This is a genomic window from Sphaerochaeta associata (genome assembly GCF_022869165.1).
In the GTDB taxonomy this organism is placed as follows: Bacteria; Spirochaetota; Spirochaetia; order Sphaerochaetales; family Sphaerochaetaceae; genus Sphaerochaeta; species Sphaerochaeta associata.
Map to the genome: position 1 here is coordinate 1,503,363 of NZ_CP094929.1, position 26,922 is coordinate 1,530,284.

The 26,922-nt window shown below is 53.4% G+C and carries 19 protein-coding genes, 3 tRNA genes, 3 rRNA genes and 1 riboswitch; of the genes, 19 read left to right on the forward strand and 6 right to left on the reverse strand.

The window, feature by feature from the left end; translation table 11 throughout:
• Positions 1-11 precede the first annotated feature (11 nt).
• Positions 12-1,076 carry a M42 family metallopeptidase gene (locus MUG09_RS06955; RefSeq protein ID WP_244774866.1) on the reverse strand — a complete coding sequence of 355 codons (1,065 nt, stop codon included), beginning with the start codon at positions 1,074-1,076 and terminating at the stop codon, positions 12-14.
• 85 nt (positions 1,077-1,161) lie between these two features.
• Positions 1,162-1,239: riboswitch (Fluoride riboswitch) on the forward strand.
• Between the two features lie 23 nt (positions 1,240-1,262).
• On the opposite strand from MUG09_RS06955, the gene MUG09_RS06960 reads away from it, so the two are divergent.
• Positions 1,263-2,516, forward strand: coding sequence for a cation:proton antiporter domain-containing protein (locus tag MUG09_RS06960; protein WP_244774868.1), 1,254 nt, complete (start codon positions 1,263-1,265; stop codon positions 2,514-2,516).
• Positions 2,517-2,768: 252 nt separating this feature from the next.
• Here MUG09_RS06960 and MUG09_RS06965 read toward each other — a convergent pair.
• The 4 genes from MUG09_RS06965 to MUG09_RS06980 form a co-directional block, all read right to left on the reverse strand.
• A tRNA-Glu gene (locus MUG09_RS06965) sits at positions 2,769-2,840 on the reverse strand.
• 32 nt (positions 2,841-2,872) lie between these two features.
• Positions 2,873-2,945 (reverse strand) — tRNA-Lys (locus MUG09_RS06970).
• A 79-nt stretch (positions 2,946-3,024) separates the two neighbouring features.
• Positions 3,025-4,389 carry an ATP-binding protein gene (locus MUG09_RS06975; RefSeq protein WP_244774870.1) on the reverse strand — a complete coding sequence of 455 codons (1,365 nt, stop codon included), beginning with the start codon at positions 4,387-4,389 and terminating at the stop codon, positions 3,025-3,027.
• A gap of 24 nt (positions 4,390-4,413) precedes the next feature.
• Entirely contained in the window at positions 4,414-5,754 is a 1,341-nt protein-coding gene (locus tag MUG09_RS06980) for an MATE family efflux transporter (RefSeq protein WP_244774872.1), read from the reverse strand.
• A gap of 475 nt (positions 5,755-6,229) precedes the next feature.
• Here MUG09_RS06980 and MUG09_RS06985 point away from each other — a divergent pair.
• From MUG09_RS06985 to MUG09_RS07020, 8 genes are all read left to right on the forward strand, one after another.
• A 16S ribosomal RNA gene (locus tag MUG09_RS06985) occupies positions 6,230-7,770 on the forward strand.
• Positions 7,771-7,903: 133 nt separating this feature from the next.
• Positions 7,904-7,977, forward strand: a tRNA-Ile gene (locus MUG09_RS06990).
• 87 nt (positions 7,978-8,064) lie between these two features.
• Positions 8,065-10,999 (forward strand): 23S ribosomal RNA (locus MUG09_RS06995).
• A 71-nt stretch (positions 11,000-11,070) separates the two neighbouring features.
• A 5S ribosomal RNA gene (rrf, locus tag MUG09_RS07000) occupies positions 11,071-11,183 on the forward strand.
• The 16S, 23S and 5S rRNA genes sit together here with 1 tRNA gene alongside, the layout of an rRNA operon.
• A 99-nt stretch (positions 11,184-11,282) precedes the next feature.
• Entirely contained in the window at positions 11,283-12,314 is a 1,032-nt protein-coding gene (locus tag MUG09_RS07005) for a DegT/DnrJ/EryC1/StrS family aminotransferase (RefSeq protein ID WP_244774875.1), read from the forward strand.
• A gap of 10 nt (positions 12,315-12,324) precedes the next feature.
• Complete coding sequence (locus tag MUG09_RS07010; RefSeq protein ID WP_244774877.1) at positions 12,325-13,188, forward strand: NAD(+)/NADH kinase; 864 nt, start codon at positions 12,325-12,327, stop codon at positions 13,186-13,188.
• Complete coding sequence (gene recN, locus MUG09_RS07015; RefSeq protein ID WP_244774878.1) at positions 13,181-14,854, forward strand: DNA repair protein RecN; 1,674 nt, start codon at positions 13,181-13,183, stop codon at positions 14,852-14,854. The genes MUG09_RS07010 and recN overlap by 8 nt, the downstream gene beginning before the upstream one ends.
• 2 nt (positions 14,855-14,856) lie before the next feature.
• Positions 14,857-15,126, forward strand: coding sequence for a GNAT family N-acetyltransferase (locus MUG09_RS07020; protein ID WP_244774879.1), 270 nt, complete (start codon positions 14,857-14,859; stop codon positions 15,124-15,126).
• Here the strand turns inward: MUG09_RS07020 and MUG09_RS07025 are convergent.
• Positions 15,113-17,452, reverse strand: coding sequence for a DUF3536 domain-containing protein (locus MUG09_RS07025; protein ID WP_244774880.1), 2,340 nt, complete (start codon positions 17,450-17,452; stop codon positions 15,113-15,115). The two genes, MUG09_RS07020 and MUG09_RS07025, sit on opposite strands and share 14 nt — an antisense overlap.
• A gap of 94 nt (positions 17,453-17,546) precedes the next feature.
• Here MUG09_RS07025 and deoD point away from each other — a divergent pair, with 94 nt between their 5' ends.
• From deoD to MUG09_RS07075, 10 genes are all read left to right on the forward strand, one after another.
• Positions 17,547-18,254, forward strand: a complete 708-nt coding sequence (deoD, locus tag MUG09_RS07030) for a purine-nucleoside phosphorylase (protein WP_244774881.1) — start codon at positions 17,547-17,549, stop codon at positions 18,252-18,254.
• Positions 18,255-18,344: 90 nt separating this feature from the next.
• Positions 18,345-19,076, forward strand: a complete 732-nt coding sequence (locus MUG09_RS07035) for a DUF4912 domain-containing protein (protein ID WP_244774882.1) — start codon at positions 18,345-18,347, stop codon at positions 19,074-19,076.
• On the forward strand, positions 19,076-20,671 hold the full coding sequence (locus MUG09_RS07040; RefSeq protein ID WP_244774883.1) for a glycoside hydrolase family 57 protein: 1,596 nt from the start codon (positions 19,076-19,078) through the stop codon (positions 20,669-20,671). Before MUG09_RS07035 ends, MUG09_RS07040 begins: the two co-directional genes overlap by 1 nt.
• Before the next feature lie 239 nt (positions 20,672-20,910).
• Positions 20,911-21,366 (forward strand): division/cell wall cluster transcriptional repressor MraZ, encoded by a 456-nt coding sequence (gene mraZ / locus MUG09_RS07045; RefSeq protein ID WP_244774886.1) that lies wholly within the window; start codon positions 20,911-20,913, stop codon positions 21,364-21,366.
• Positions 21,366-22,256, forward strand: a complete 891-nt coding sequence (gene rsmH, locus MUG09_RS07050) for a 16S rRNA (cytosine(1402)-N(4))-methyltransferase RsmH (protein ID WP_244774888.1) — start codon at positions 21,366-21,368, stop codon at positions 22,254-22,256. The genes mraZ and rsmH overlap by 1 nt, the downstream gene beginning before the upstream one ends.
• 13 nt (positions 22,257-22,269) lie before the next feature.
• On the forward strand, positions 22,270-22,614 hold the full coding sequence (locus MUG09_RS07055; RefSeq protein ID WP_244774890.1) for a hypothetical protein: 345 nt from the start codon (positions 22,270-22,272) through the stop codon (positions 22,612-22,614).
• On the forward strand, positions 22,611-23,999 hold the full coding sequence (locus MUG09_RS07060; protein WP_244774892.1) for a UDP-N-acetylmuramoyl-tripeptide--D-alanyl-D-alanine ligase: 1,389 nt from the start codon (positions 22,611-22,613) through the stop codon (positions 23,997-23,999). The genes MUG09_RS07055 and MUG09_RS07060 overlap by 4 nt, the downstream gene beginning before the upstream one ends.
• Complete coding sequence (locus tag MUG09_RS07065) at positions 23,989-24,924, forward strand: MraY family glycosyltransferase (RefSeq protein WP_244774894.1); 936 nt, start codon at positions 23,989-23,991, stop codon at positions 24,922-24,924. Before MUG09_RS07060 ends, MUG09_RS07065 begins: the two co-directional genes overlap by 11 nt.
• A 4-nt stretch (positions 24,925-24,928) precedes the next feature.
• On the forward strand, positions 24,929-26,164 hold the full coding sequence (locus MUG09_RS07070) for an FtsW/RodA/SpoVE family cell cycle protein (protein WP_244774896.1): 1,236 nt from the start codon (positions 24,929-24,931) through the stop codon (positions 26,162-26,164).
• The gene (locus tag MUG09_RS07075) at positions 26,161-26,916 is read left to right on the forward strand and encodes a cell division protein FtsQ/DivIB (RefSeq protein WP_244774899.1); all 756 of its coding nucleotides are present in this window, start codon (positions 26,161-26,163) and stop codon (positions 26,914-26,916) included. Before MUG09_RS07070 ends, MUG09_RS07075 begins: the two co-directional genes overlap by 4 nt.
• Positions 26,917-26,922 lie beyond the last annotated feature (6 nt).

The following is a 26,922-nucleotide window of genomic DNA, read 5'->3' on the forward strand; positions in this document are numbered from 1 at the left end:
GGGTGGCTTTGTCAAAATGTTGCGATGGTTTGTGCGTTCAATTCAGTCAGCATCGCTGAGGCAAGCCTGATCGAGTTCTGTACATCATCGAGGCTGCTTACCCCCCAATGGGTGTGGGCGTAACGCACCGGGATGCCGATGACGATGGTGGGCACTCCCTGTTCGGAAAGATGAAGAGCAGAGGCGTTGGTCGCCCCTCCGTTTCGCACTCCTTTCTGTACTGGGATGTCAAATCTTGCTGCGATGTCCAACGCAAACTTTTGGAAACGTGGGTTGGTGATCATCTTCGAATCGATGAATCTGAGCATAGGTCCTTTGCCTACGATTGTCTGCTGTTGGTAGGCGGGCAGGAAGGTATCGTCGGCGGGACTTCCCTCAAAGCAGATCGCCACATCAGGCTTTACTTTACGGGCTGTCAGCTGGGCGCCCCTGCAGCCGACTTCTTCCTGACTTGCAAATCCTGCAACCAGGTTGACATCCAATTGCTTTCCTTTCAGTGCATCAAGCACATCGATGATGGTAGTGCAACCCAGACGGCAATCGAACGCTTTTCCGAACAGCAACCCGTTTTCTTCGTTGTAGATAACCTTGGCTTCGGGAATTATCGGGCTTGCAACATCGACGCCCATTTGCAGGACTTGTTCAATGGTTGAGGCTCCGATGTCGATATACATGGAAGCGATATCGGGAGCACTTTTCCGCTCTGCTTCGCTTTGGTAGTGCGGGGGTTTTGATCCCACGATGCCTGGTATGGTTTTTCCGTCAAAGGTCTGAACACGTACCAAATGGGCGGGAATGTTGGAGGAAACCCAGCCGCCGATGGGGATGAATTCAAGCATTCCATCGGGCCGAATGCATTTGACCATGAAACCTACCTCGTCGGTGTGGGCATCAAGCAGGACTACAGGTTTATCGGATTGGTTCTCTGTTCTATAGAGGTAGAGGTTTCTCAGTGAATCCTCGGCGAATCGACCGAGTGTTCCTGCTTCGTCACGGATTGCCCGGACGATATCATCCTCAAAGCCGCTGATGCCGTTGGCATCACAAATTCTTTGTATTCTGGAAAGTTGACTCATATGCATGCTCCTATAACAATGCATAATTATCCATAGATACTGGTTTTTGTATACCGACTTGACTGCAGCCGAACATATTTCTAGAATCAGTGACGGTGATGGGGTTCGCCTTCATAATGAAAACCGCAGAGCTTTGAAAGCTGCTGATGACTCCTGGAATAGATTACGTTCTTGCCGGAGGTTTGTATGGCTTTCAGTCTTGCTGCCGTGGTTTTGCTGTGTCTGTTCTTGGATTGGCTCTTGTCCAAAGCGCGTATTCCTGCCCTCATCGGCATGCTTTTTGTGGGAGTTCTCTTTGGACCGGCGGTCCTGAACTTTTTGGATCCTTCCTTGCTTGCTGTGGGATCCGATCTGCGTATGATTGCATTGATCGTCATCCTGCTTCGTTCAGGATTGGAGCTTTCGCGAGAAAGTCTGCATAAGGTCGGTTTTCATGCAATTCTTCTCTCCTTTCTTCCCGCCTTGTTTGAAGCATCGACCGTCATGCTCATCGGGCCTCCTTTGTTGGGCCTTTCGCTTCTTGAAAGTGCAATCCTTGGGTGTGTCTTGGGAGCTGTCTCCCCGGCTGTCGTGGTGCCGATGATGGTTTCCTGCATCCAGGAGAAACGTGGTACCGAGAAAGGCATCCCAACACTCGTGCTCGCCGGTGCCAGCATGGATGATGTCACCGTCATTGTTGCATTCAGCATCGTTCTCGGCCTGTATGTCGGCGATACCATGAATCTGGCATGGACCCTGGCAGGCATACCTCTTTCCATAATCTTTGGGATTGCTGCAGGTTTGGCCATCGGGCTTGTCTTGATACGGATATTCGTGCGGTTCAATCCGCGGGCAACCAAACGGGTATTGTCCATGCTGATGATTTGCATTCTTCTCGTAGAGCTGGGCGATGTCCTGGAATCGTTTCATATCCCCTTTGCAGCCTTGCTTGCGGTAATGTCCATCGGCTTCATAATTTTGGAGAAGCGAGAGCATATGGCTCATGAGCTTTCGGCGAAGCTAGGGAAAATTTGGGTTTTTGCCCAAATACTGCTCTTTACCATGGTTGGTTCGCAAGTTGATCTTACTGCAGCATGGGAAGTGGGCCTGGATGCGATACTCTTGATTCTCATCGCGCTTATCGGACGGAGCATGGGAACGTATCTGTGCACTCTTGGAGGCGGCTTCACAGCAAAGGAGAAGGCTTTCATTGTAATTTACTATCTGCCGAAAGCTACAGTCCAGGCTGCCATCGGGGCCACACCGCTTGCGGTAATGGGCTTGCACGGCATGCCCGTCAGGGCGGGACAGGTGATTTTGGCTGTCGCAGTGATGAGCATCATCCTGACAGCCCCCTTGGGAGCAATCGCCCTTGATTGGGCGGCACATCATCTTCTGAGTGTTGATACAAGAGATACTTTCAGTAGTTCGGTGGCGGTGAACGAGGGAGCTGCAACCTAAAGCGCTGCGGGTGTGGATACAACAACCTTAGATTGCAGCCCGGAAGAAGGGTACATCACAAGGATGGCAGGTAGCTGATTGGGAGATATGATGCTATCGATTAGACCATCCTGTATCTTCTTTGTATACCGTGTTCTAGCAGAAGTCAAGGGGGCGGCTTTGCGCTCTGTTCGATAAGCTTCTCAGAGAGCAAACACCATGCCTTGGAGCAATAAGAAAGGGAACCTGTACGATGACAGGCTCCCGGTATACCATCTCCTAGGGGAATTGAACCCCTGTTGACGGGATGAAAACCCGTTGTCCTAACCACTAGACGAAGGAGACATTACTGCGTGTTCCAAAAAACAGAGGCAAGATGAGCCGCACAGGATTCGGACCTGTGACCCACGCCTTAAAAGGGCGTTGCTCTACCAACTGAGCTAGCGGCCCCTGCAACGTAAAGGACTATAGCAGAGAGCAAGAAAGGGTGTCAACTACCTTGAAGGAAAAAAGACGGATGAAGAGCTTTCTAGTGATAATGCCGGTCCTCTGGGAGGAGGTAGAGTTGCATGGCTTCTTCCATAATTGCTTGTGTCACCGACTCTTTTCCTTCAAAATCCGCTATGGTTCTCGCCACTTTACAACACAGGTACGAGCGTCTGAAACTTTGTTGGGTCGAGCCTGCAACCTTGGTGTACAGCGGCAGCAGTCCCAGGATCTCCTGTTCGCTTCGATGCATATGGAGAGCCCGTACTGTTTCGATTCGTTCGTTGTCTATGGATGTCGTGGTGACTTCGCTGGTCAACAGATTTTCACTGGTCACGGCGATGGCTATGGCAAAACGGTCGATGAGAGGGTGCCCGAGCTTCGCCCAGAATGCGTCGATTTGCAGTTCACTGCAACGGCATATCCTGTCCAAAGAACCAAGGTTTGCACAAGGACATGCATTGGTGGCGCTGGCGACCAAGGTGCGCAGAGGATAGCCGCCGAAAGCTTGAACATCCATCACCGATGTGAGTGTAGTGCGGATATTGGGCTTTTGATGGGATAATTCGTCTACGATGAGCACCCCCTCGTGTGCTTTGCAAAGCGAGGGAATGATGCCCCTGTACAAATCGGCTTGCCTCATCCCCACATCAATGGAAAAAGAAGGTCTTCTTTCTATGCGGTGACCATGCAGAGCCGATAGTTCCTGTTTGATTTCACTGCCGGGCGAAGGAAGCAGAGATGCGATACGGCTGAGTAGAAGGCTTTTACCCGCTCCAGGAGGACCGTAGAGGAGAATCGGCAGGTTGCCGGCGGCGGCATATATGAGGGCTTGTTTGGCTTGTTTCAGGCCGATGATGTTTACGAAGGGGTCGTCACGAGTCTCTGTGGCATCATCGGTTTCACTGAAGTGCATCTGCTCTCCTTGATGCAGGACGCAGTATTTGCAAAGGTGGGAACCTGCTTCATCAAGCGTGTCGCACTCATGGAACTGTATGCCTTCGATTGCATCGGGCAGCTGTGTGCTGCGACCTATCAGTACCAAGCCGATACCCTGCCGCTTGCAAAGTGATGGAATGTCCCGTAGCGACGGCGTAGCCTTGAGTACGCCGCCCAGTCCCAATGGACCGAAACAAAGTACCGACGGTGCTTGCAGCTCAAGAATGTGTTTCTCATATGCGAGTAGAGCAAGGGCGAGCGGAGCAGCCATCTCTTCAATGGTGCTCAGATGCGGCAGCTGTACTGTTGCCTTGGGCAACGAGGGGAGGAATGAGCGCAACAATACCTTAAGATCTCGCTGTTTTGCAGATGAGAGTCCCAGGATGGTCAGTTCATGATTGCTTTTGGCCAGTTCAATGGGGACGAGTCCGCCTCGATAGCCGTTGCTTTGATATCCATAGATCAGCATGCCCTGTAAGGGATGGGGACTGCTCTATTGCTTCAAGAGACGGGAAATTCTTCTGTATTGGAGTTTATACGCCGCCAGCAAAAGCAGGGCGGCCGCCATCCATGCTATGGGGCTGGAGAGACAAATGCCGACATATCCAAGCACCGAGGGGAGTGTAAGGGCCACCAATGCACGGAAAATGAGTTCCTGAATGGAAGAGAGCATGGGTATGAGTCCGGATCCCAAGCCTTGGGATGTATTGCGAAAAACGAAGATCAGCCCGAGAGGTATGAAGAAATAGGAGATGATATGCAGGTATTGGACTGTTTGCCCGATAACCTGCTGCTCTGACTGGTCAATGAAGAGGAGTGCGAGCTGCCTGCCAAAGAGGAATATCAACGCCAAGGCTATTGCACTGAAAAGAATACATAAGAGAACAGCACTACGCACCCCTTGTCGTACACGTTCAAGGTGACCCGAGCCAAGGTTCTGGGCGCTGAACGTTGCCATGGCAAGACCCAGGGTTACCAAAGGCTGGGTGACCAATTGCTCGATTCTCACACCCACCGAGTACGCTGCAACCGTGTTGCTTCCGCTCTGGTTGATTACCGATTGCACGATCATTACCCCGATGGCGCATACAGAGAACTGTAATGCACTGGGCAATCCTATTCTCAGCAATCTGCTGATCATGGGCCATTCGATGTTCCAATCCTGCTTGGACAGATGCAGGCTCGGATACCGTTTATAGATATAGAGAAGACACAGCAATGCTGAGATTGTCTGGCTGAGAACGGTGGCCAATGCAACGCCTTTCACTCCCATTCCCAAGTTGACGACGGCGATCAGGTCTCCTGCAATATTGAGCGCCGATGCTATCAAAAGGAAATATAAAGGAGAACGGCTGTCACCAAGCGCTCTGAGAATTGCAGCAAGCAGGTTGTAGTAGATGGTGGCTACGATGCCTGTATAGATAATAAGCAGGTAGGAGAGCGAATCGTCGATGATGTTGTGCGGAGTCTTGAGCATAAGCAGAAGAGGCCTTGCCGTCAGTATGGCAATCGTAGAGACGACGATGGAGAGAAAGCAGGCACTGAGTATGCTCATTGCGACGGCTTTGCGCATGCTTGAAGGGTCCTTTGCTCCAAACTTCTGGCTGATGATGACGGAGAATCCGGCGGTAAGACCGACGACGAAGCCCAGGATGAGAAAGGTCATGGAGCCTGTTGCGCCTACTGCCGCCAAGGCATCGACGCCGACATACCTCCCGACTACGAAGGTGTCGACCATTGAGTAGAATTGTTGGAAAAGATTCCCCCCGAGAATGGGCAGCATAAAGAAGAATAACAAGCGAGCGGGTTTACCGCTGCTCATGTCGTGTTCCATGGATGGCTCTCCTGCGATGCATCGTATCGCTGATTCTTCCCTTGGGCAAGCAGAGAAACGTGACAGGAATTGCTCTTATGCGGCAGGTTTTGCGATTTAACACTTTTTTCCTATAAATACTGGACAGAAGGTCTGAAAGCCCGTATAGTGCCTTCTTGTCGGCCGGCGGCGCCGAGGAGGGAAAATGAAGAAAAGGGCGGAAAGCCCTTGACTGAAGGGCCCCGAATCGGGTAAGTTGGTCGAGCGCCTCAGAGAGTGGGGTGCGGGAAGCAGGCTGGTGCCGGCTTACCCTGGATTTATGAAACAACGAGCGTTAGGGAAGGGAAAGAGAAAGAGAAGGAAGCAACCGCAAGGGGCTTCCCAGTCAATTACCTAAGAAATGATGAACAGTAGTGAAAAGCTACGTTCGTTTGCGAGGAATGACAGGGCGAACTATTGAAGTATAGCAGCCCGCACCTTCGGGTGCGGGATTCCTATGACGGAGAGTTTGATCCTGGCTCAGAACGAACGCTGGCGGCGCGTTTTAAGCATGCAAGTCGAGCGGCAAGGGCCTTCGGGCCCCTAGAGCGGCGGACGGGTGAGTAACACGTGGACAATCTGCCCCCCGGCCCGGGATAGCCCAGGGAAACCTGGATTAATACCGGATGAGACGGGACCCGCGATGGCGGGATCCGGGAAAGGCGCTGCGGCGCCGCCGGGGGATGAGTCTGCGTCCCATTAGCTAGACGGCGGGGTAACGGCCCACCGTGGCGACGATGGGTAGCCGGCCTGAGAGGGTGGACGGCCACATTGGAACTGAGACACGGTCCAGACTCCTACGGGAGGCAGCAGCTAAGAATCTTCCGCAATGGGCGAAAGCCTGACGGAGCGACGCCGCGTGAACGAAGAAGGCCGTGAGGTTGTAAAGTTCTTTTCGGGAGGGGGAACAACCGTGGCAGGGAATGGCCGCGGGATGACGTGAATCCCGGAATAAGCCCCGGCTAACTACGTGCCAGCAGCCGCGGTAACACGTAGGGGGCGAGCGTTGTTCGGAATCATTGGGCGTAAAGGGCGTGCAGGCGGTCCTGCAAGTCCGGCGTGAAAGACCCCGGCCCAACCGGGGGGACGCGCTGGAAACTGCAGGGCTTGAGTACAGGAGGGGATGCCGGAATTCCAGGTGTAGGGGTGAAATCTGTAGATATCTGGAAGAACACCAATGGCGAAGGCAGGCATCTGGCCATGTACTGACGCTGAGACGCGAAGGTGCGGGGAGCAAACAGGTTTAGATACCCTGGTAGTCCGCACAGTAAACGATGTGCACCAGGTGGCGGGGGGTCGACCCCCGGTACCGTAGCTAACGCATTAAGTGCACCGCCTGGGGAGTATGCTCGCAAGGGTGAAACTCAAAGGAATTGACGGGGGCCCGCACAAGCGGTGGAGCATGTGGTTTAATTCGATGGTACGCGAGGAACCTTACCAGGGCTTGACATACGCCGGAAGCGCATCGAAAGGTGCGTGCCGCTTGCGGCCGGCGTACAGGTGCTGCATGGCTGTCGTCAGCTCGTGCTGTGAAGTGTTGGGTTAAGTCCCGCAACGAGCGCAACCCCTGCTGCCTGTTGCCACCACGTGAAGGTGGGGACTCAGGCGGAACTGCCGGTGACAAACCGGAGGAAGGTGGGGACGACGTCAAGTCATCATGGCCCTTATGTCCTGGGCTACACACGTGCTACAATGGCCGGTACAGAGCGCAGCGAGGCCGCGAGGCGGAGCGAATCGCTTAAAGCCGGTCCCAGTACGGATTGGAGTCTGCAACCCGACTCCATGAAGTTGGAATCGCTAGTAATCGCGCATCAGCATGGCGCGGTGAATACGTTCCCGGGCCTTGTACACACCGCCCGTCACACCATCCGAGTCGGGGGTACCCGAAGTCGCCAGCCCAACCCGCAAGGGGGGGCGGTTCCGAAGGTACGTCCGGTGAGGGGGGTGAAGTCGTAACAAGGTAGCCGTACCGGAAGGTGCGGCTGGATCACCTCCTTTCTGAGAAGAAAGGCTGGATGCGGCCCTCACAGCCGCGTCCGTCAACGGTCGTCGACCAGCAGGTGCAAGTCCTGCAACAAATCGCCCTTCAGCTTCCAATCAACTCTTCTCTTCTCTGATATTTCTGTTAACCGGGACTGTAGCTCAGGTGGTTAGAGCGCGTGCCTGATAAGCACGAGGTCATAAGTTCAAGTCTTATCAGTCCCATTTTCAGTTGCGTTGGCAACTTGTTTTTTTACAGAGCATTTGCGAATAGAGCAAGTCAACATAGCGCAGGGATTGGAAGAATGATATGGTCAAGTGAATAAGGGTCCACGGAGGATGCCTAGGAGCTGCCAGGCGAAGAAGGACGCGATAAGCTGCGATAAGCCGCGGGAAGGGGCCAATACCCGAAGATCCGCGGATTTCCGAATGGGGTAACCCGTATGTCTGGATGACATGCACATGCACGCGAATAAAATACCGTGCATGGGAGATACGCTGGGGAGTGAACCATCTAAGTACCAGCGGGAGTAGAAATCAAACGAGATTCCCCCAGTAGCGGCGAGCGAACGGGGAGGAGCCCAAACCGCGTGCCCTCGGGTGCGCGGGGTTGTAGGGATGCGGCGGGGGCCTGCCCCGTGCAGTGAGAAACCGCAAGCGTAGCGGAACGGACCTGGGAAGGCCGGCCAGAGCGGGTGAAAGCCCCGTACGCGAAACGCTTGCGGCTGCATGGCCGCGTTACCTGAGTACGGCGGGACACGAGAAATCCTGCCGGAATCCGGGGGGACCACCCTCCAAGGCTAAATACTCGGCAGCTACCGATAGCGCATAGTACCGTGAGGGAAAGGTGAAAAGGACCCCGGGAGGGGAGTGAAAGAGAACCTGAAACCGTGGACCTGCAAGCGGTCAGAGCCCGAGAGGGTGATGGCGTGCCTTTTGTAGAATGAGCCTGCGAGTTACCGTATGCGGCGAGGTTAAGGGATGGGAGTCCCGGAGCCGCAGGGAAACCGAGTCTGAACAGGGCGTTCAGTCGCGTGCGGTAGACCCGAAGCCAAGTGATCTAGCCATGGCCAGGCTGAAGCAGGAGTGAAATCCTGTGGAGGGCCGAACCTAAATCCGCTGAAAAGGGTTGGGATGAGCTGTGGCTCGGAGCGAAAGACTAAACAAACTTGGAGATAGCTGGTACTCTCCGAAATAGCTTTAGGGCTAGCGTCGCATGGACTGTCGCGGAGGTAGAGCACTGGATAGGTGAGGGCCCGTCACTGGGTACCGAGCTTAACCAAACTCCGAATACCGCGATACAATGTGCGGCAGTCAGACGGCGACTGATAAGGGCCGTCGTCGAGAGGGAAACAGCCCGGACCGCCGGCTAAGGTCCCCAAGGCGTGCTGAGTGGGAAAGGAAGTATGATTGCACAGACAGCCAGGAGGTTGGCTCAGAAGCAGCCACCCCTTCAAAGAGTGCGTAACAGCTCACTGGTCGAGTAGTCATGCGCCGATAATGTAACGGGGCTAAGCACGCCACCGAAGCCGCGGGACAGCAGTGATGCTGTCGGTAGGAGAGCATTCCGTGTACGGAAGAAGCGGGGGCGCAAGCCCCCGTGGACGGGACGGAAGAGAGAATGCAGGCATGAGTAACGAAAAGACGGGTGAGATCCCCGTCCGCCGAAAGCCTAAGGTTTCCAGGGTAAAGTCAATCTACCCAAGGGTCAGTCGGCCCCTAAGGCGAGGGCGAGAGCCGTAGCCGATGGGAAGCGGGTCAACATTCCCGCACCTCCCAGGGTTCCGATGGGATGACGCATAGGGCGAAACGCAGCCGGGCGACGGTAGTCCCGGCCGAAACGGCGAGCCGACGAGGCCCCCAGGCAAATCCGGGGGCCGAGGCGAGCCGCGAGCGAGCCGCACCACGGTGCGGTGAAGTGCGCGTAGTCGTCGTGCCGAGAAATAATCCCTAAGGAACGGCCCTGGGGGACCGTACTACAAACCGACACAGGTGGGCGAGCTGAGAATGCACAGGCGCACGGAAGAATTCGCGTTAAGGAACTCGGCAAAATGCATACGTAACTTCGGGATAAGTATGGCCCCCGCGAGGGGGTTGCAGAGAAACGGCCCATGCGACTGTTTACCAAAAACACAGGTCCATGCGAACCGGCAACGGGAAGTATATGGACTGACACCTGCCCGGTGCTGGAAGGTCAAGAGGAGTTGTCAGAGCGATCGAAGCAGCGAATCCAAGCCCCAGTAAACGGCGGCCGTAACTATAACGGTCCTAAGGTAGCGAAATTCCTTGTCGGGTAAGTTCCGACCCGCACGAATGGTGTAACGATATGGGCGCTGTCTCAACGCGAAATCCGGTGAAATTGAAGTCCAGGTGAAGATGCCTGGTACCCGTGGTTAGACGGAAAGACCCCGTGAACCTTTACTTCAACTTGGCATGGAGACTTGGGCAGGGATGTGTAGGATAGGTGGGAGGCCGCGAGGCGTGGGCGTCAGCCTGCGAGGAGCCGTCGGTGAAATACCACCCTTGCCTGTCCAATTTTCTAACCGCGGCCGTCATCCGGTCGCGGGACAGTGCCAGGCGGGAAGTTTGACTGGGGCGGTCGCCTCCTAAAGAGTAACGGAGGCGCGCGAAGGTCACCTTAGGATGGTTGGGAATCATCCGGCAAGTGTAAAGGCACAAGGTGGCTTGACTGCGAGGCAAACAAGCCGAGCAGGTACGAAAGTAGGTCTTAGTGATCTGGCGGTAGCGAGTGGAAGCGCCGTCACTTAACGGATAAAAGGTACTCCGGGGATAACAGGCTGATCTTGCCCAAGAGTTCATATCGACGGCAAGGTTTGGCACCTCGATGTCGGCTCATCGCATCCTGGGGCTGGAGCAGGTCCCAAGGGTTTGGCTGTTCGCCAATTAAAGCGGTACGCGAGCTGGGTTCAGAACGTCGTGAGACAGTTCGGTCCCTATCTGCCATGGGCGTTGGATGTTTGAGGGGTTCTGCTTTTAGTACGAGAGGACCGAAGTGGACGAACCTCTGGTGTACCGGTTGTCGTGCCAACGGCAGCTGCCGGGTAGCTACGTTCGGAAGGGATAACCGCTGAAAGCATCTAAGCGGGAAGCCCTCCCCAAGATGAGACATCCCACCCGCACAAGCGGGCGTAAGGAAACAGGGAGACTACCTGTTCGATAGGCCGGGGGTGCAAGCGCGGCAACGCGTTCAGCCCACCGGTACTAATCATCCGAGAGGCTTGACCATATCATCCTTCCAGTCCCAGGGCTGCCAAGGCCGGTCGTACGGATCCATCCGTGCTCCCAGGCGTTGGCCGGCCCGGTGGCCACAGCAGGGTGGACACACCCGTTCCCATCCCGAACACGGAAGTTAAGCACCCTCACGCCGATGGTACTACGGTTAGCCGTGGGAGAGTAGGTAGCCGCCGGGCCTTCTTTTTTTCTCCTCTGCAACCCTCCCTTTGTGGAGGGCCTTTTTTTGGCCTTCCTATTGCAGTCAAATACGGATATACTTGCCCGAGGAGGCAATTGTGGCACTGATTCCTTTCAATAAACCTACGCTGCGACGAAAAGACATGGATGCTGTTTTACAGACCATGGTTGATGAACGCATAGGTCCTGGTGAACGAAAGAATGCATTTCTCAAGCAATTTTGTGAGATGACCGGTGCCAAAGGCGGTATAGCCCTCCGTTCCTATGTCGATGGACTTAGATGTGCCTTGCAGGCTTGCAAGCTTGAGCTGAACGCAAAGATAGGGGTAAGCATACTCTCTCCATCCTGGTATCGATATGTAGTGGAATCTTTGGGCTATGAGCTTGTATGTGGAGACATCGATGCCGAGCATGGCTGTCTTTCCCAAAACGAGGCCGAGAGGCTCGTTGGGTTGGGTTGCAGTGTCTTGCTGGTACACCTTCCCATGTGTCAAATTCCTGTTTCTTGTGACTATAGGCAGCTGGGAGTGCCCGTCATCGAGGATATCACACAAAGTCTGGCTAGTGAGTATGAAGAACAAAAAGCAGGTACGTACGGTGACTTGATTCTCTGTGCCTTTGAAGAGGATTGCATCGTCAGCACCGCAGGCGGTGCCGTTCTCGCGTATACCAAGGAACCGTATCAGGCAGCAGTGAAAGCATTTGAATCAGAGTTGCGTCCGTATATCGAACTGCCTGACATGAATGCAGCGCTGGGTATGATTCAGCTTGCCACATTGCCCGAGCAATTGGTCAAACGTCGTGAACTCTATACACTTTTTGCAAAATCGCTGCTGAAGACATCACATCGGGTTTTCGGTATCGGAAACATTGATTTCCAACCCAACGGGTACGGTTTTTGCGTAGCATTGGACAGTCGGCCCGAGGATGCCGTAAAATTTGCCAACAAGTATCAGGTATCGGCTAAGAAAACCTTCACCGATACGCTTGCCGCACAGGCTGACGATCGCTTCGACCTCTATCCAAAAGCCATACCGCTCTATCTGAGAGCCATTACCCTGCCCCTGTATCCGTTTCTCAAACAGTCCGAAGTTGAACTGTTGATGAAAGTCATTTCTCACTTGAGCTAAGGAGTCAACCATGGAAGAGAGGCCTGTACGGCATGTACTGATCATAGCGAATTGGGGGAAAACAGCTTCCCATTCACTTTCGCAAACCATCGCCGAATACCTTGCCCGCAAGGGTATTACGAGCAAGGTGTTCCGTACCAACGCTGAAAATGAACCGCTTGAAGTGCAGGATGGAACCGATTTGGTCATCTGCCTCGGCGGTGATGGAACAGTCCTCTATTGTGCCCGTTATCTCCAGGACCTCGGTATTCCCATTCTTGCCATCAATCTGGGAACGTTCGGATTCATCACCGAGATATCGGTTGATGAGTGGCAGGAGGCAATCGAGTTCTATCTGTCGGGGAAGAATTGCATCAGCAGGCGTTTGATGATTCGTACTGCAGTCCTTCGAGACGGTGTCAAAGTCTTTACAGGCCATGGGCTGAACGAGATGGTGGTATCCTCCAGCGGCATCAGCAAGGTCATAAGCATGGCGCTTCGCATCGGCGACACCGATGCAGGTTTCTTCCGCTCCGACGGCATGATCATTGCGACACCCACAGGCTCGACCGGCTACAGCTTGGCGGCCGGGGGGCCGATCCTCGATGTCGACCTCTCATCGCTTATCATCACTCCCATCTGTCCCTTTACCCTTTCCAATCGTCCGTTGGTTGTCAGCGGAGAATCAAGGATAACCCTGACTATTCCCAAGGGGCAGCGAACTGGCCTTGTCCTTTCGCTGGACGGTCAGCAAACCTTTCCATTGATGGAAGATGACGTGATAGTAGTGGAGAAGTCACGCAGTAAGGCGCTCTTGGTCACAAGCGAAAGGCGTAATTTCATAGAAGTACTCCGTGATAAACTGAATTGGTCAGGAGGAGGCCTCCATGCTTGAACGGCTAGAGATTCATCACTACGCACTCATTGAAGACAGTGCCATCGAATTCCCCGAGGGATTCAGCGTCATTACCGGTGAAACCGGAGCCGGTAAATCCATAATATTAGGAGCTTTGTCGTTGATGCTCGGAGAAAAAACCGAGGTGCAGTCAATCAGAAGCGGTTGCGATTCGGCCACCGTCAGTGCCTCGTTCCATATTGCAAAGCAGATGGGAGCCCATCTGGCGGCCTACCTTGCAAAAGAGGAGCTGGAGCTGGAAGACGACACCCTGGTGGTAAGCAGGACCATCAAAAGCAACGGCCGCTCCTCCATCTCAATCCAAGGAAGGCTTGCCACCCGGTCCGAGCTTTCCCTCATCACCAGCGAGTTGCTCGACATCAGTGCACAAAGAGATCATCAAAGTCTCTTATCCACCTCACATCAGCTTTCCGTTCTGGATGCCTTCGGCTCTTGTGAGGCTGAAAAGGCGGCCTACAAACGCGCGTATGAACAGTACCAGAACCTGAAATCCGAACTTGAGAGCACGAAAGCTCAGGTGGAGGCTGCAAAACGTGAATTGGACTACCTCGGTTATGCCGTCGATGAGATAGAGAAAATCAACCCAAAGCCTGCAGAGGATGAGGAAATCGCCAGCCAAGTGCAGCTCATCGCCTCATTCGAGCACATCCATGAGGTCCTGAGCCAGGCCGTCTCGCTGTTGCACGGAAATGAACAAGGGCTGAGCACGATCGCGTCCCTGTATCAAGTGAAAACCCAGCTCGCACTTGCAAGCAAGGCCGATTCCTCGTTGCAAGTCCTTGGGGAACGACTGGAGAGTGCATCCATAGAAATCGAGGACATCTATGAAAGTGTTCGCGACTACCTTAACGGTATGACCTACAGCGAGGCCGAGCTGGACCGCCTGCAGAGCCGCCTCGCCCAACTGCAACGGTTGAAAAAGAAATACGGTCCGAATCTGGAAGCTGTACACTCCTTCCTTAAGCAGAGCAAGGAGAAACTCTCCTTGTCAGAACAAGGGGAAATTGTGTTGAGCAAGTTGGAGAAGCAGATAAAACTTGCCTATGAGAAACTTATGCAAGAAGCCCTTCTTCTTCAGGACAAGCGCAAAAAAACTGCATTGCTGCTTTCCCGTGAAGTGGAAACCAAGCTACGAACCTTGGGAATGAAGGAAGCCGTATTTGCTATTGCCTTCAGCCAAACAAGCCCGACTTCAAACGGAATCGATGAGGTCAGTTTTCAGATTTGTGCAAACCCCGGTCTTGAGATGCGTTCGATCAAGGATGTTGCAAGCGGAGGGGAACTGAGCCGTATCATGCTCGCGGTCAAGACATCCCTTGCCCAAAGTGATGCCGTACCCACCTTGATTTTTGACGAGGTGGATGCCGGAATCGGGGGTAGTGTGGCACTGTCGGTGGCTGAGCAGCTAAAGAAGCTGGCATCGACGCACCAAGTCATTGTCATCACCCACCTCGCTTCCATTGCAAGCAAGGCCGATCACCATCTGGTGGTGAGCAAGGACATCCGCAACGGGATGAGTTACTCAACCATCACAGCGGTCGCCGACGGCGAGCGGCAAAAGGAAATTGCCCGCATGCTCAGTGGTGATGATACCAGTCAGGAGAGCCTGGGGCATGCACGAAAACTTTTGGAGAAAGGAAACTGAGTATGGAGTATTACCAAACCGAGAATGGGTTTGCCTATGGAAAGCCTCCGGTGGCACGCGTGGTGGCCCGGAGATCGGGCAGTGATAAGATCATAATCGATCACACCTACGTTTCGACTGAGCTCAGAGGGCAGGGTATAGCACGCATCCTGGTGATGCTTGTAGTCGAGCAGGCGCAGAAAGAGGGACGATCCATCGTCCCCCTGTGTTCCTATGCAGCGAGGGTGCTCAATGAAAAGCCCGAGCTATCGGCTTTGATTACATCCCTGTAATCGTGATATCGAAGTTCAATACGTTACCCAACGCATTGATCAAATCGACATCGGTTGACTCCGGCAGCGGCTTGAGCATGCTTACATACGGATATACTGCATCCTGGATGGCCGTCAGATCGGGTTGGAATCCACGCTCGCGGATGATGCCAAGAAATTCCAGGACGAACCGACTGTTTTGATCGTACAAGCCGTAGCTCTGGATTTTCTCCGCCATCGAACCCATCTCATTGTCGAAAATGCTCTTGATCAATTCGAGATCGGGTTGTTTCCCATACTTCACAAAGAAATCGAGCATCAGGATGAAATCCTTCTTGAATTCATCCCACATTGCCAGCGTTCCGAACATGAAGAGATTTTTAATCGCCTGCAAGGACGAGCCGATCAGCTCCTGATACAGGGAACCCATCGGCAGATAGGGAATGTTTGTGGCCAGGCTTGCATAGTGGTACAGATTCTTGGAAAGTTGTTTGATCTGGCTTTGGTCGATCGTGCAGACGGTTCGGTCGATTTGGTCGAACAACTCATCGCGCATTCTCAAATCGATGTCCTCATGATCCAGATAGTAGGTTTGGACTTCGGTAACGCTCGAACCTTGGATTGTAATCGAGTACTCCAGTTGCATGGTGTCAGGATGCAGATCGACGGCTGCACACTCATAGCGTACCAGTGATTGCTTGTTAAGCAAAACCAGGCTGACACTGTTGTCGCTGTTCAGGGTATAGGACTCAAGTTGGAAGTAGCCATAGGTTGTCTTGTGGTCGATGGTGTTGGCGATTCGGCGATTCAAGGTAAAGTACAGGGCGGCCTCGACTTCACCTCTGAGCAGTTGCAGGCTCTCCATTGCGATGGTTTGGCCGTTGCCGTCCTGCTTCCGGTTTGCCTTTGCCTTGCCCAGATCGTCCAGCAGGTTGAGCATCAGCTCATCACCGGAGAATCGCTGACAGAGCTGGACCGCCATCAGGGCGTAGGTGATGTTCTGCCTGGGCTCAAGACCGGCAAGATCGTTGAAGAACCATCCGCAGCTTGTGTAGGCAAAGTGTTTGTACTTCTGTGCCAGCAACAACTGCGCCAATTGCTCCATTACCTGATGATCGTCGGTGTATTGTGTCAGGAAGGAATCCATGTCCATTTGTTCGGAAGCGACCGGGGCAAATGCATGCAAAAGCGAAAGAGGCTCGGATTTGGGGCCTAGCAGGCGCTTGACTTCAGCATTGAAAATGACGTCTATATTGCGGCTGAGGTTGTCAAACGCCTTGCGCAGCGGAGTTCTCCACTTTTGGTTCCAACTCTCGTCGCCACCGGTGTGGCATCCACAGTCACGGTACCAGCGGCTGACTCCGTGCGAGCAGGACCAACTGGTTCCCTTCTCCTCTTCTCCTTCGTGCAGATGGGCCCATTCGGTTGCCGGATGGGTTGCCAGATGGGCTGCATAGTTGGTGAACGTGAAATCATCACGGTCCTCTACTTTCTTGATGAGGGCTGCCAGAGCCATGTCACCATACGGCTCGTGATGGCCGTAAATCTCACCGTCGGTGGCCGTGTGGATGAGCTGTGCCTTATCTGCATTCTTGATGGCAAGCAGCCGATCATACAACTGGTCTGCATCCCGGAGGAAGTGACCGAAACTGATTCCTTCAGCCATCCGGTGGTTGTAAAAGAAAGCATTGATGGACTTTCCGGTTTTTCCCTGCAACAGGAAGGGCCTGTCATACGGGGCGGGGTTTCCGTTCAATTCCTGGATGCTGGATTCATCCTTGGAAATGGCACGGCACTGCCAGGGAGAGAGGATGACAAAGCTGACTCCGCTCTCTGCAAGCAGATCTACGACCATGGGATTGATGGCTGTTTCAGACAGCCAGAGTCCCTTGGCATCCCTTCCGAATCGTCGGCTGAAATCATCCAACCCCCATAGGATTTGTGTTCTTGCATCCTCTTTGGTGCAGAGAGGAAGGATGGAGTGGTTGAAAGCCTGGGCGATGGCATTGCCGTAACCAAGCCTTTCTACACTGTGGCGGTCGGCCTCAAGAATCAGGTTGTATGTCTCAGGATGTTCTTTTTGCATCCATGAGAGCAGGGTGGGGCCGAAGTTGAAGCTCAGGTACTCATAGTTATTGGTCATGCTCAATATTCTGCGGAATGCCGAAAGATAACGGGAGTGGCTGTTTGCGCTGTAGCAATCAGCATGAATCCGTTCATTCCAATCAGGATACGGGCCGGCAGAGAGCTGCTTTCCAATAATTCCAGTCTGGGGATTCTCTCTCGGGGGCTGATAAAAGTGCCCATGCAGAATAAGTGAGGTCTTCTCTTGTTGCATTGTTTTCATATCGCAGGGTGAAGTATATCATAGCGAACAAATCGATAATAGATGCATCTTGCACTTTACTCCTTTCTGGTCGAGAATATGGTAGGAGGAGCTTATGAGCATTCATATTGTTGCAGATACAAAAAGCATCGCCCCTACCGTGCTGCTGCCCGGCGATCCGCTGCGGGCACGACATATTGCACAAACCTATTTGACCGATGTCACCCAATACAATGAAATTCGAGGAATGTTCGGATATACCGGCTATTGGCAGGGCCACCGGGTTTCTGTGCAAGGAACCGGGATGGGGATGCCGTCTTTCTCCATCTACGCCAATGAACTGATCGACTCGTATGGGGCCAAACGCCTTGTTCGTGTGGGAACCTGCGGGACCATGAGCGAAAAGCTTAAGCTCAAGGATATCCTGATCGCCCAGGCGGCTGATTGCGACAGCGCCATGAATACCAGTCGTTTCGGTTCCTATCAGTATGCTCCAACGGCTTCCTTTGAACTATTGCACAGGGCCTACGAACATGCAAAGGCCGCCGGTATCGGTTTTGCGGTAGGGAATGTGTTCACCAGCGACCAGTTTTACGACATGCACGGCGATCAAAAGAAACAGATTGCGCAATCGGTGGGGACGATGGCCATCGATATGGAGACGTGCGAGCTCTACACGCTGGCCCATCTCAAAGGCGTCGAGGCTTTGACGCTGCTGACTGTCAGCGACTCCCTGCTTACCGGCGAACAGGTAAATCCAAAGGAGCGCCAGAGTACATTCAATGCCATGGTGGACATAGCCTTGCTCACGCTCTTCAGCTAAGGCCTTGTACTGCACGCTGTTGACTAAGACGATTGATTCTTTTACGATTGAGAGAAAGAACATCCGTCTGGATGCGTTGCGGGAGTAAGCATGATTCTCATCAATATTGATTCCTTGTCTACTACCGAGCTGCAGTACATCGCCCAACAAGAGGGCCTTGCTACCTGGCAGTCACTTGATCGTGAAGAGCTCATCGATGCCCTTGAGGAGGCTTTCGAAGATCAGGATGATGAAATACCTGCAGTCTTGAAGGGTAAGATCAACCGAAACCGATATTGCAACTCCCTTACCGATTACCGGGGTACCTTGCAGCACATCAATGGGCTGCCCGGGGTTGAGGAGCTTCCGGAGAGTTATTTCGATACATCAATCCATCTGTTGTTGCGCGACCCCCAATGGGCGTACGCCTACTGGTCGCTCTCCCCGTCGGCCCTGCACACGGTGTTCGGTGAGGAAGGGGAGCTGAATGGATCGCTGTTCCTACGGGTGCAGGAAACACAGCTGGACACCAAAGAGATCAAGACCTTTGACATCAGCATCAAAGGCGAGGATTCCCAGTGGAATATCAATCTGCCGAACATGGGATCATCCTATCTGGTGGACTTGTGTTACCGAGACCAAAAAGGCAACGAGATGTCCCTGGCTCAGAGCAAAAGCGTTGAGACATATCCTTCCTACTGGCAGAACAATGTAGAACAACTTGCTCTGGACGAAGACCTGTTTACCATTCACTTCTCGTCGCTGGTGACCAAGGAAGGGGAGATTGTAGACAATGCAGTGCTTCGTGATATCGCTCAAGTCTTGAGCAAGGGGGTGCTGTAATGCCCGTTAATTCCGTAGCATTCATCCTGAATGCCCACCTTCCGTTCGTACGTCATCCTGAATACCCCCGCTTCCTTGAGGAAGACTGGTTGTTCGAGTCCATCAGCGAGAGTTACCTCCCCCTGCTGAGAATGTTCAACAAGCTCAAGGCGGAGAAGATTCCCTTCAAGTTTACCATCAGTCTTTCCCCGACGCTTTGCTGCATGCTTGTCGACCCTGTTCTGCAGGAACGGTTCGTGCAGTATCTGGAACGGCTCATCGAGCTTGGAGAGAAGGAAGTCGAGCGTTGCGGCAAGGAACAACCGGAATTCCTGGAAATGGCCCGGTTCTACCTCGACCAGGCCAAGCGCAACCTCTCCGATTATCAGGACATCTACCGCACCAACATCCTCGATGGCTTCAAGGCATTGGAGAGCAGCGGGCATCTGGAATTGATCACCACCGCTGCAACCCATGCATACCTGCCGCTCTACAAGGAGTATCCGACGGCCATCAATGCTCAGATCGAGCTGGGAGTCCAGTCGTTCCTCACCACCTTCGGACACCTTCCCAAGGGATTCTGGCTGCCCGAGTGCGGCTATTATCCGGGCCTTGAGGAGAACCTAAAGTACCATGGCATCTCCTGGTTCCAGACAGCGAGTCAGAGCATGTTGCTCTCCCCGGACAAGGTTCAGTACGGTGATTACCGTCCGGTACGCTGTCCCAACGGTGTGGCGGCCTTCCCCAGGGATTTCCAAGGAACCAGCTTGGTCTGGTCGAACACCAGCGGGTATCCGGCTGATAAAACCTACCGTGAGTTCTATCGCGACATCGGCTACGATTTGCCGATGGAGTATATCAAGCCGTATATTCATGAGCCGGCGGTACGTGTATTCACCGGCTACAAGTACTGGGCCATCACAGGTCATACCGACCAGAAGGTGCCCTATCAGCGCTCTGAAGCACAGAAGAAAGTAGTCGAGCATGCACGCAATTTCATCTACAATCTGAAAAAGAAAGGTCGGCAGCTCTCTGCTGCCATGGATGCAGAGCCGCTTTACACCCTTGCCTACGATGCCGAACTGTTCGGGCACTGGTGGTTCGAAGGAATCGACTGGCTTGAACAGGTCATCCGTCTTGCAGCCGTCCAGGGTGAAGAGATTTCCTTGGTCACTCCATCGCTTTTCCTATCCAGGGAAGGGGCCGATCTCCAGACGGTCCGGCCGGCTTTCTCTTCCTGGGGTCAGGGAGGATACAGCGCAGTGTGGCTTGACGGATCAAATGCCTGGACCTATAGGCACATTCACAAGGCAATCGAGCGGATGGAGGAGCTGGCGGTCAGGTTCAACGATCAGATCAGCCTCAAGCAGCGGTTCCTCAATCAGGCTGCAAGGGAGGTCCTGCTTGCCATGGCAAGCGACTGGCCGTTCATCCTGTTCAACAAGAGCAGCACCGAGTATGCTCAGAAACGGGTACGTGATCACCTGAGGAATTTCAATGTCGTCTATGGAAATATGTGCAAGAACGCCGTCAACACCGAATGGTTGGTGAAGGCTGAGAAGCGCGACATTATATTCAGCGACATGGATTACAATATTTTCAATCCCGACAGATAAGTACCTTGTGCCTTTCCATTCAGCCCTTCCCGCACCGGGAAGGGTTCTTTTATGCGCTGTTTTCCCTGTGTTCTTGTAGGATAAGGCTTACACCTGTTAAGCAATGCAGGTTGATATTGTTGTGTTTGGAAGGTGAAACATGGAATTGGTTGGTTGTACTCTGGTGGTAAGGAGTGTACATTATTGGGTACAAGTGGGAAAAAATCCCAATATTGAGGGAATTAAGCAGGAGTAATGTCATGTTGACTGGTGAATTTTACAACACCATTGACGACAAGGGTCGCATTCTCATCCCCTCTCGGCTGCGTACAGCACTCGAGGGAGATGCCTTGTATGTGACCCGGGGCTTGGAAAATTGCCTGTGGCTGATGCTCCCCTCCGACTTTGAGAAACTGAAGAATACGATCATGAATGGGCCCGGTTCGATGTTCGATCGCAAGCTGCGAATTCTGCAGCGTGGAATGATAGCACCGGCGCAACTGTGTGAGTTCGACAAGGTGGGAAGAATCAACATCCCATCCAGCCTCAGGGAGAGCGTCGGGCTCGGCCTGAAAGAGGAGTCGGTATTGCTGGGAACCGGCAACTATCTGGAACTTTGGAACAAGAGCGAGTATGAGCGGTACCTGGCCTCGAGCATGTCCGAGTTCCTCGATGCCGCACAATCACTGAGTGAGATGATCAGGGAGGACCTGTAATGGAATACGTACACTATTCGGTCATGGCACAGGAAATCCTTCAGTATTTGGTCCCTCCCGCCGACAGCGAAGCAACCATGGTCGATTGCACCTGCGGTGAGGGCGGGCACACACACCTCTTCCTTTCGACCTATCCCATGCTGAAGGTCATCGGCCTCGATCGTGATGCAACCATACAGCAGAAGGCCATAGAACGGATGAAGGAATTCTCAGACCGTTTCATTCCAAGGAATATATGGTTCAACGACTTTTTCGACCAAGGCGAGGATCAGGTGTATGACTTGATTCTCTTCGACCTGGGTATTTCCAGCTTCCATTATGAAGAGTCGCAACGAGGGTTTTCGTTCCGCAAGGACGAGGCGCTCGATATGCGCCTTGATGAGAGTGCTTCCATCAGCGCCTTTGACGTGGTCAACGGATATCAGGAAGAACGGCTTGCCGATGTCATTTACAACTTCGGGGAGGAACGGTATTCGAGACGCATCGCCCGAGCCATTGTGGAACGACGCAAACTTACGAAGATCGCGACCAGCGAAGAGCTTGCCTCAATCATCTACAAGGCGGTCCCCGCCAACTATCGATACGGCCATATCCATCCGGCGACCCGGTCCTTCCAGGCCATCCGGATTGAAGTCAACCGGGAGCTCGACCGAATCGAGCCGGCATTGCGTGGTGCAATAAAGGCACTGAAGAGCAAAGGTCGTCTTGCTGTCATCAGTTTTCACTCCCTGGAGGACAGGCAGGTCAAATGGCTGTTCAAGGGGATGGCGGAAGGAGATGATCCTGCAATACGGATTTTAACCAAGAAACCCCTGGTCCCCACGGATCAGGAACGAGAGGAGAATGCGGCAAGCCGGAGTGCCAAGCTGCGCATCATAGAAAAGCGCTAAAGGGGAGTGGGGTATGAGTAATGACTGGTATACTACTGATCTGAAGCAACGGCCGGTGCAAAAGCTGGGTCGGGCCCGATATGTGCAGCAGCTGGTCATAGTACTGATGCTGCTCTGTGTAATGGGTGCCATCTTCGTGCCCCTCTGGCAGCGGGGAGTAAACCGCTCTCTTGAAGTTGAATACCAGACGTTGCTTGAGAACCGCCAATCATTGGAAGAGCAACAGCAGGTACTGAAAGCCAGCATTTCAAGTCTTAGTATGCCCGAAGCTCTTATTCACGGTGCCTGGAGGGAAGACATCGCTTTCCAGCCGATCAAGGCTCAGGCCGTGGTACTGGTGGCAAGGAGCAATCCATGAGTGACTACCAGCATATCGATACCTGCCGTTTCACAGCCTCCTCCATCGCCCCCCTTATGAAGGCCGATTGCCTGAAGTCAGGGGGAACTAGTATTGCGAATGTACAGATCGATAGTCGCCAGTGTACCGAAGGTTCCCTCTTTTTTGCCTTGAAAGGCGAGAAAAACGATGGGTTTGCCTACCTTTCGGATGTTGCCAAGGCCGGGGCCGCTGCAGTCGTGGTTCCCAAAAGCCGGGCTCAAGAGGCCTCCAAACTTGTCAGCTGTCCAGTTCTTGCGGTGGATGACGTGCTTACCGCCTTGCATGACCTGGCCCGCAGGTACATGCAGCGTTTTCCCTCGATCAAAACAATCGGCATCACCGGCAGCTGCGGAAAAAGCACGACCAAGGAAGCGCTTTCGCGTATTACTGCCGTTTTGGGCTCGACTGCAAAGACTCCCGGAAACCTCAATAGTGAATACGGCCTGCCATTGAGCATGTTCGGTCTGCACGCCGGTACTCGCTACGGTGTATTCGAGATGGGTATCGATCATGTGGGTGAGATGGACAGGATGGTCGGCATTCTCAAACCCTCGATAGCCCTGCTTACCAATGTCGGTATCTCCCATCTGGAGAAAATGGGAAGCCAGAAAATAATCGCCGAACAGAAAGCCCGCATCTTCCACACCGGTATTGAAACCGGGTTTGTCAGCAGCAGCTGCAAGCATATCGATGTGATCGAGCGCGTTGCAGGTCGCCACTTGGTCCGTTACGATTCCAAGGATATTTCAGCCATCGATCTCGGCCTTGACGGCTGGATGATCACCTATGAGGGACATAGCTTTCACGTGAAGTCGGTGGGTCGTCACCTGCTTGAGGACGTGGTGGGAGCAATCAGTGTAGGGCGTTACCTGGGAGCAAAGGCAGGTGACATCGCCGAGGCTTTGGAAGGATTCGAACCGATGCACGGCCGCTCGTTCGTCCATCGAAGTGATGTAACCATCATCGACGACAGCTATAACGCCAGCCTCGATTCGACCAACAGCATTCTCACCTACCTGTCGGGTCTCAGCTGGAAAGGTGCCAAGAAAGTGGTGCTCGGACCGATGAAGGAGCTGGGAGCGCTTTCGAATCATGCCCATCGCATGGTGGCAAGAACTGTCGCCTCCTCGACATTCAATCAAACCTACCTCTATGGTGCTGAAATGGAAGAAGCCTCCCTGGAGTTGAAAAAACTGGGCTACCGCGGTTTAGTGAGCTACACCCGGGATTTCGAGGAACTCGAAGGCATGGTGCACAAGCACATGCAGGGCGGAGACCTGTTCTTGCTCAAGGCATCGCGGTCGGTTGCCATGGAGCGCCTGATTCCTTCACTGCAAAGGAGGTCGCCCGGATATGCAAGCTAGATATCCCATCCTCCTGGTTTCGGCTTTTGTTGCGACCTTCGTCCTATCGAAGGTCCTGTTGTCTGTTGCCGGGCGCAGTAATGTAGCGATCAAGCCGGAGCTTTTGGGGACGCAGGCCAAGAAACAAGGCACTCCGGTAATCGGGGGAATTGCCTTCTGTCTGGGGACTTTGCTTGTCACGCTTCTCGACCCGGCCCTCATGCAGGAAGGGGTGGTGTTTCCTTTGCTCGGCCTTTTGCTCTTTGCCCTCATCGGGCTTCTGGACGACAGAATGAAAATTCGCTCCAACAACGGAGACGGCCTCTCCAGCCTGCTCAAGCTGGCCCTGCAAATCAGCGGATCGCTTGTGTTGCTGATGCTGCTCGACTCACAAGGATTGCTCGATACGCGTCTGGACATCGGCTCCTTCACTCTTGAGCTGGGAACCGCCTATTATGCCTTTGCCTGCATGTATGTGCTGTATTTCGTCAATGCGGTGAACATCACAGACGGGCTTGATGCGCTGGCGGCTGGATCGGCAATGCCTCTTCTTGTGCTCCTGCTTCTGCTTGCCCGTCGAAGCGGCATCATCGCTTCTCCGGCTCTTATCGGTTCGTTGCTTGCCTTTCTGGTTTTCAACAGAAAACCGGCCAAATATTTCATGGGTGATTGCGGCAGCCACGCCTTGGGTGCCTATATTGCAGTTTCAGCCTTGGTCATGGGCTGTGAGGCGGTATTATTTTTTGCCAGCGGGCTTTTCTTGGTTGAACTGGCTACCAGCCTGATTCAAATCATCTCCATCAGACGGTTTGGGCGCAAGGTGTTTACCATTGCCCCTTTGCACCATGCCTACGAGTTGAAGGGAGTCGCTGAAGGACGCATCGTCTCCTTCTTCACGCTGACCTCTTGGGCTTTTGCCCTGTGCTCGCTCTTGATAAGCAGGTGATGCGATGGATGTACGACGGGATTTTGATGATTGGCAGCAGAGTGAGGAGTCGTCGGATGTGATGGGCGGCAGCCTGAGTGCATTCACCTTTCTATGCATCATTCTACTGATCACAACCTTGGGCTTGATCATGCTCTACAGCGCCTCGTACAACGAAGCCCTGATTCACAACCTTCCTCATTACTACTTCTTCTCCCGCCAGCTGATGTTCGTCGGTCTCGCACTTGCAGTCTCACTTATCATACGGTACATTCCCATCTCTTTCATCAAGGCGTTGTGTTATCCGATCCTTGCTGTTTCCGTGCTGCTGTTGTTGATGACCCTTTTCACCCCCTTCGGCCAGCAGCGGTTGGGTTCGCGGAGGTGGCTGCAGATCGGCTCGCTGCCTTCCTTGCAACCTTCGGAGTTCGCAAAAATCGCCATTATCCTTTTTTATGCGGTCTACCACCAAAAAGACCGCAGTTCAGAGTCCGTTGTGCGTCGGTTCGGCATGCCGATCGTTGTAAGTCTGGTCATCACCGCATTGATTTTCGCCCAGCGCGACTACTCTTCGGCCTTGCTCTTTCTTGGCCTCAGTTTTGCCCTGTTGCTTGCCAGTGGTTTCAAGCTTTCCCATCTGCTTGTTCTGCTTGCCTTCCTCGCAGCCCCCGCCTTGGTCGCCATGTTCAGTCAGAGCTATCGGGTGAAACGGGTTTTCTCCTTCCTGTTCCCATCCCTTGACCCGGTGGGCATGAATTACCAGGTATCGAATAGTCTGAAAGCGATCAAGGCAGGGGGACTGTTCGGTGTTGGATTGGGAAACGGACAATACAAACTCGGCTTACTCCCCGAAGTGCAGAGCGACTTCATCTTCGCTTCGATCTGTGAGGAGATCGGCTTTGTCGGAAGTGCTTTCATCCTCATCCTTTTTGCCATGATCGCCATCCTCGGATACAACGCTGCAAGCCGGATGCAGAGCCGCGACCGCTTTCTCAGCATCAGTGCTTTCGGACTTACCAGCATGATACTCTTCCAAGCCATTCTTAATTTGGCGGTTGTTACGGCTTTGCTGCCCCCAACCGGTATTCCCCTGCCGTTCTTCAGCCAGGGCGGTACCAATCTTTTCGTAGTTCTGTGCAGCAGCGCCTTGCTGTATCGGATATTGTTGATCAGCAGCGGGAAAATCCCGCTGGTCAAAAGTTCGCTGAAACCGGAAGAACGCAAAGCAATCCTCTTTCCCGAGGAGGGGAGCCTTTCATGAGCAGAATGGGGGTCAAGGTGAAACTGGCCTTGCTCATCCTTCCTTTTGCCCTGTTTCTAGGCCTGCTGCTCTTGCGCTCGATTCCCGCATTCAATCTTCAGACAGTACAGATTACGGTGGAGGGAGGTACTGAGGAAGTCCCATACGAAGCGAAGCAATACTTCGCCTCGTTGGCGGGTACCTCGTTGTTTTCCATCAATCTGGCCGCCCGGATTCAGGAACTTGAAACAATTACCGGTATACAACAGGTGAAGCTTGTGCGAAAGTTGCCCTCCTCGTTGTTGGTGACGCTCCGCCTCTCGGATGCTCCTGCCGTAATCGTGGAGGAAGGGGGGAGCCAGGTGTATTTGGTCGAAGACCTGCATCTGAAAGCCCTGCATTCCGATGATGTGGCTGCTTGGCAACGAGTCTTGGTCACCATCGAGGTGCCGCCCTCCTATGCCCGGATGATGGTTCGCTATGGTGTTGACGACTCGTTTCTACAAGTCATGGAGTTGGCAAAGTCGCTGGAGGGAAAAACCACCTTGATAACTACGATAAAATACGATAATAATAGTAGTAACAGCTTTGGAAAGATGGTTCTGGAACTCTCGTCCCTGAATGCCCAAATTTGGGTGAGGGAGCCTGTGGGTGCGGCGCAAGTGAGTGCAGCCGTCTTGCTGGTCCAAGAGGACCAAAAGGATGCGCTTTCTTTCCTCAGCTCGCAAGCCAGGCGTTACGACCTCTATCGTGAGGGTTTGGTACGCAGGTGATGAGAC

Excerpts from the sequence above, each read along its gene's own strand:
- MUG09_RS06955 (WP_244774866.1), bottom strand. The coding sequence starts at position 1,076 with ATGAGTCAACTTTCCAGAATACAAAGAATTTGTGATGCCAACGGCATC.
- MUG09_RS06960 (WP_244774868.1), top strand. The coding sequence starts at position 1,263 with ATGGCTTTCAGTCTTGCTGCCGTGGTTTTGCTGTGTCTGTTCTTGGAT.
- MUG09_RS06975 (WP_244774870.1), bottom strand. The coding sequence starts at position 4,389 with ATGCTGATCTATGGATATCAAAGCAACGGCTATCGAGGCGGACTCGTC.
- MUG09_RS06980 (WP_244774872.1), bottom strand. The coding sequence starts at position 5,754 with ATGGAACACGACATGAGCAGCGGTAAACCCGCTCGCTTGTTATTCTTC.
- MUG09_RS07010 (WP_244774877.1), top strand. The coding sequence starts at position 12,325 with ATGGAAGAGAGGCCTGTACGGCATGTACTGATCATAGCGAATTGGGGG.
- recN (WP_244774878.1), top strand. The coding sequence starts at position 13,181 with ATGCTTGAACGGCTAGAGATTCATCACTACGCACTCATTGAAGACAGT.
- MUG09_RS07020 (WP_244774879.1), top strand. The coding sequence starts at position 14,857 with ATGGAGTATTACCAAACCGAGAATGGGTTTGCCTATGGAAAGCCTCCG.
- MUG09_RS07025 (WP_244774880.1), bottom strand. The coding sequence starts at position 17,452 with ATGAAAACAATGCAACAAGAGAAGACCTCACTTATTCTGCATGGGCAC.
- deoD (WP_244774881.1), top strand. The coding sequence starts at position 17,547 with ATGAGCATTCATATTGTTGCAGATACAAAAAGCATCGCCCCTACCGTG.
- MUG09_RS07035 (WP_244774882.1), top strand. The coding sequence starts at position 18,345 with ATGATTCTCATCAATATTGATTCCTTGTCTACTACCGAGCTGCAGTAC.
- MUG09_RS07040 (WP_244774883.1), top strand. The coding sequence starts at position 19,076 with ATGCCCGTTAATTCCGTAGCATTCATCCTGAATGCCCACCTTCCGTTC.
- mraZ (WP_244774886.1), top strand. The coding sequence starts at position 20,911 with ATGTTGACTGGTGAATTTTACAACACCATTGACGACAAGGGTCGCATT.
- rsmH (WP_244774888.1), top strand. The coding sequence starts at position 21,366 with ATGGAATACGTACACTATTCGGTCATGGCACAGGAAATCCTTCAGTAT.
- MUG09_RS07055 (WP_244774890.1), top strand. The coding sequence starts at position 22,270 with ATGAGTAATGACTGGTATACTACTGATCTGAAGCAACGGCCGGTGCAA.
- MUG09_RS07060 (WP_244774892.1), top strand. The coding sequence starts at position 22,611 with ATGAGTGACTACCAGCATATCGATACCTGCCGTTTCACAGCCTCCTCC.
- MUG09_RS07065 (WP_244774894.1), top strand. The coding sequence starts at position 23,989 with ATGCAAGCTAGATATCCCATCCTCCTGGTTTCGGCTTTTGTTGCGACC.
- MUG09_RS07070 (WP_244774896.1), top strand. The coding sequence starts at position 24,929 with ATGGATGTACGACGGGATTTTGATGATTGGCAGCAGAGTGAGGAGTCG.
- MUG09_RS07075 (WP_244774899.1), top strand. The coding sequence starts at position 26,161 with ATGAGCAGAATGGGGGTCAAGGTGAAACTGGCCTTGCTCATCCTTCCT.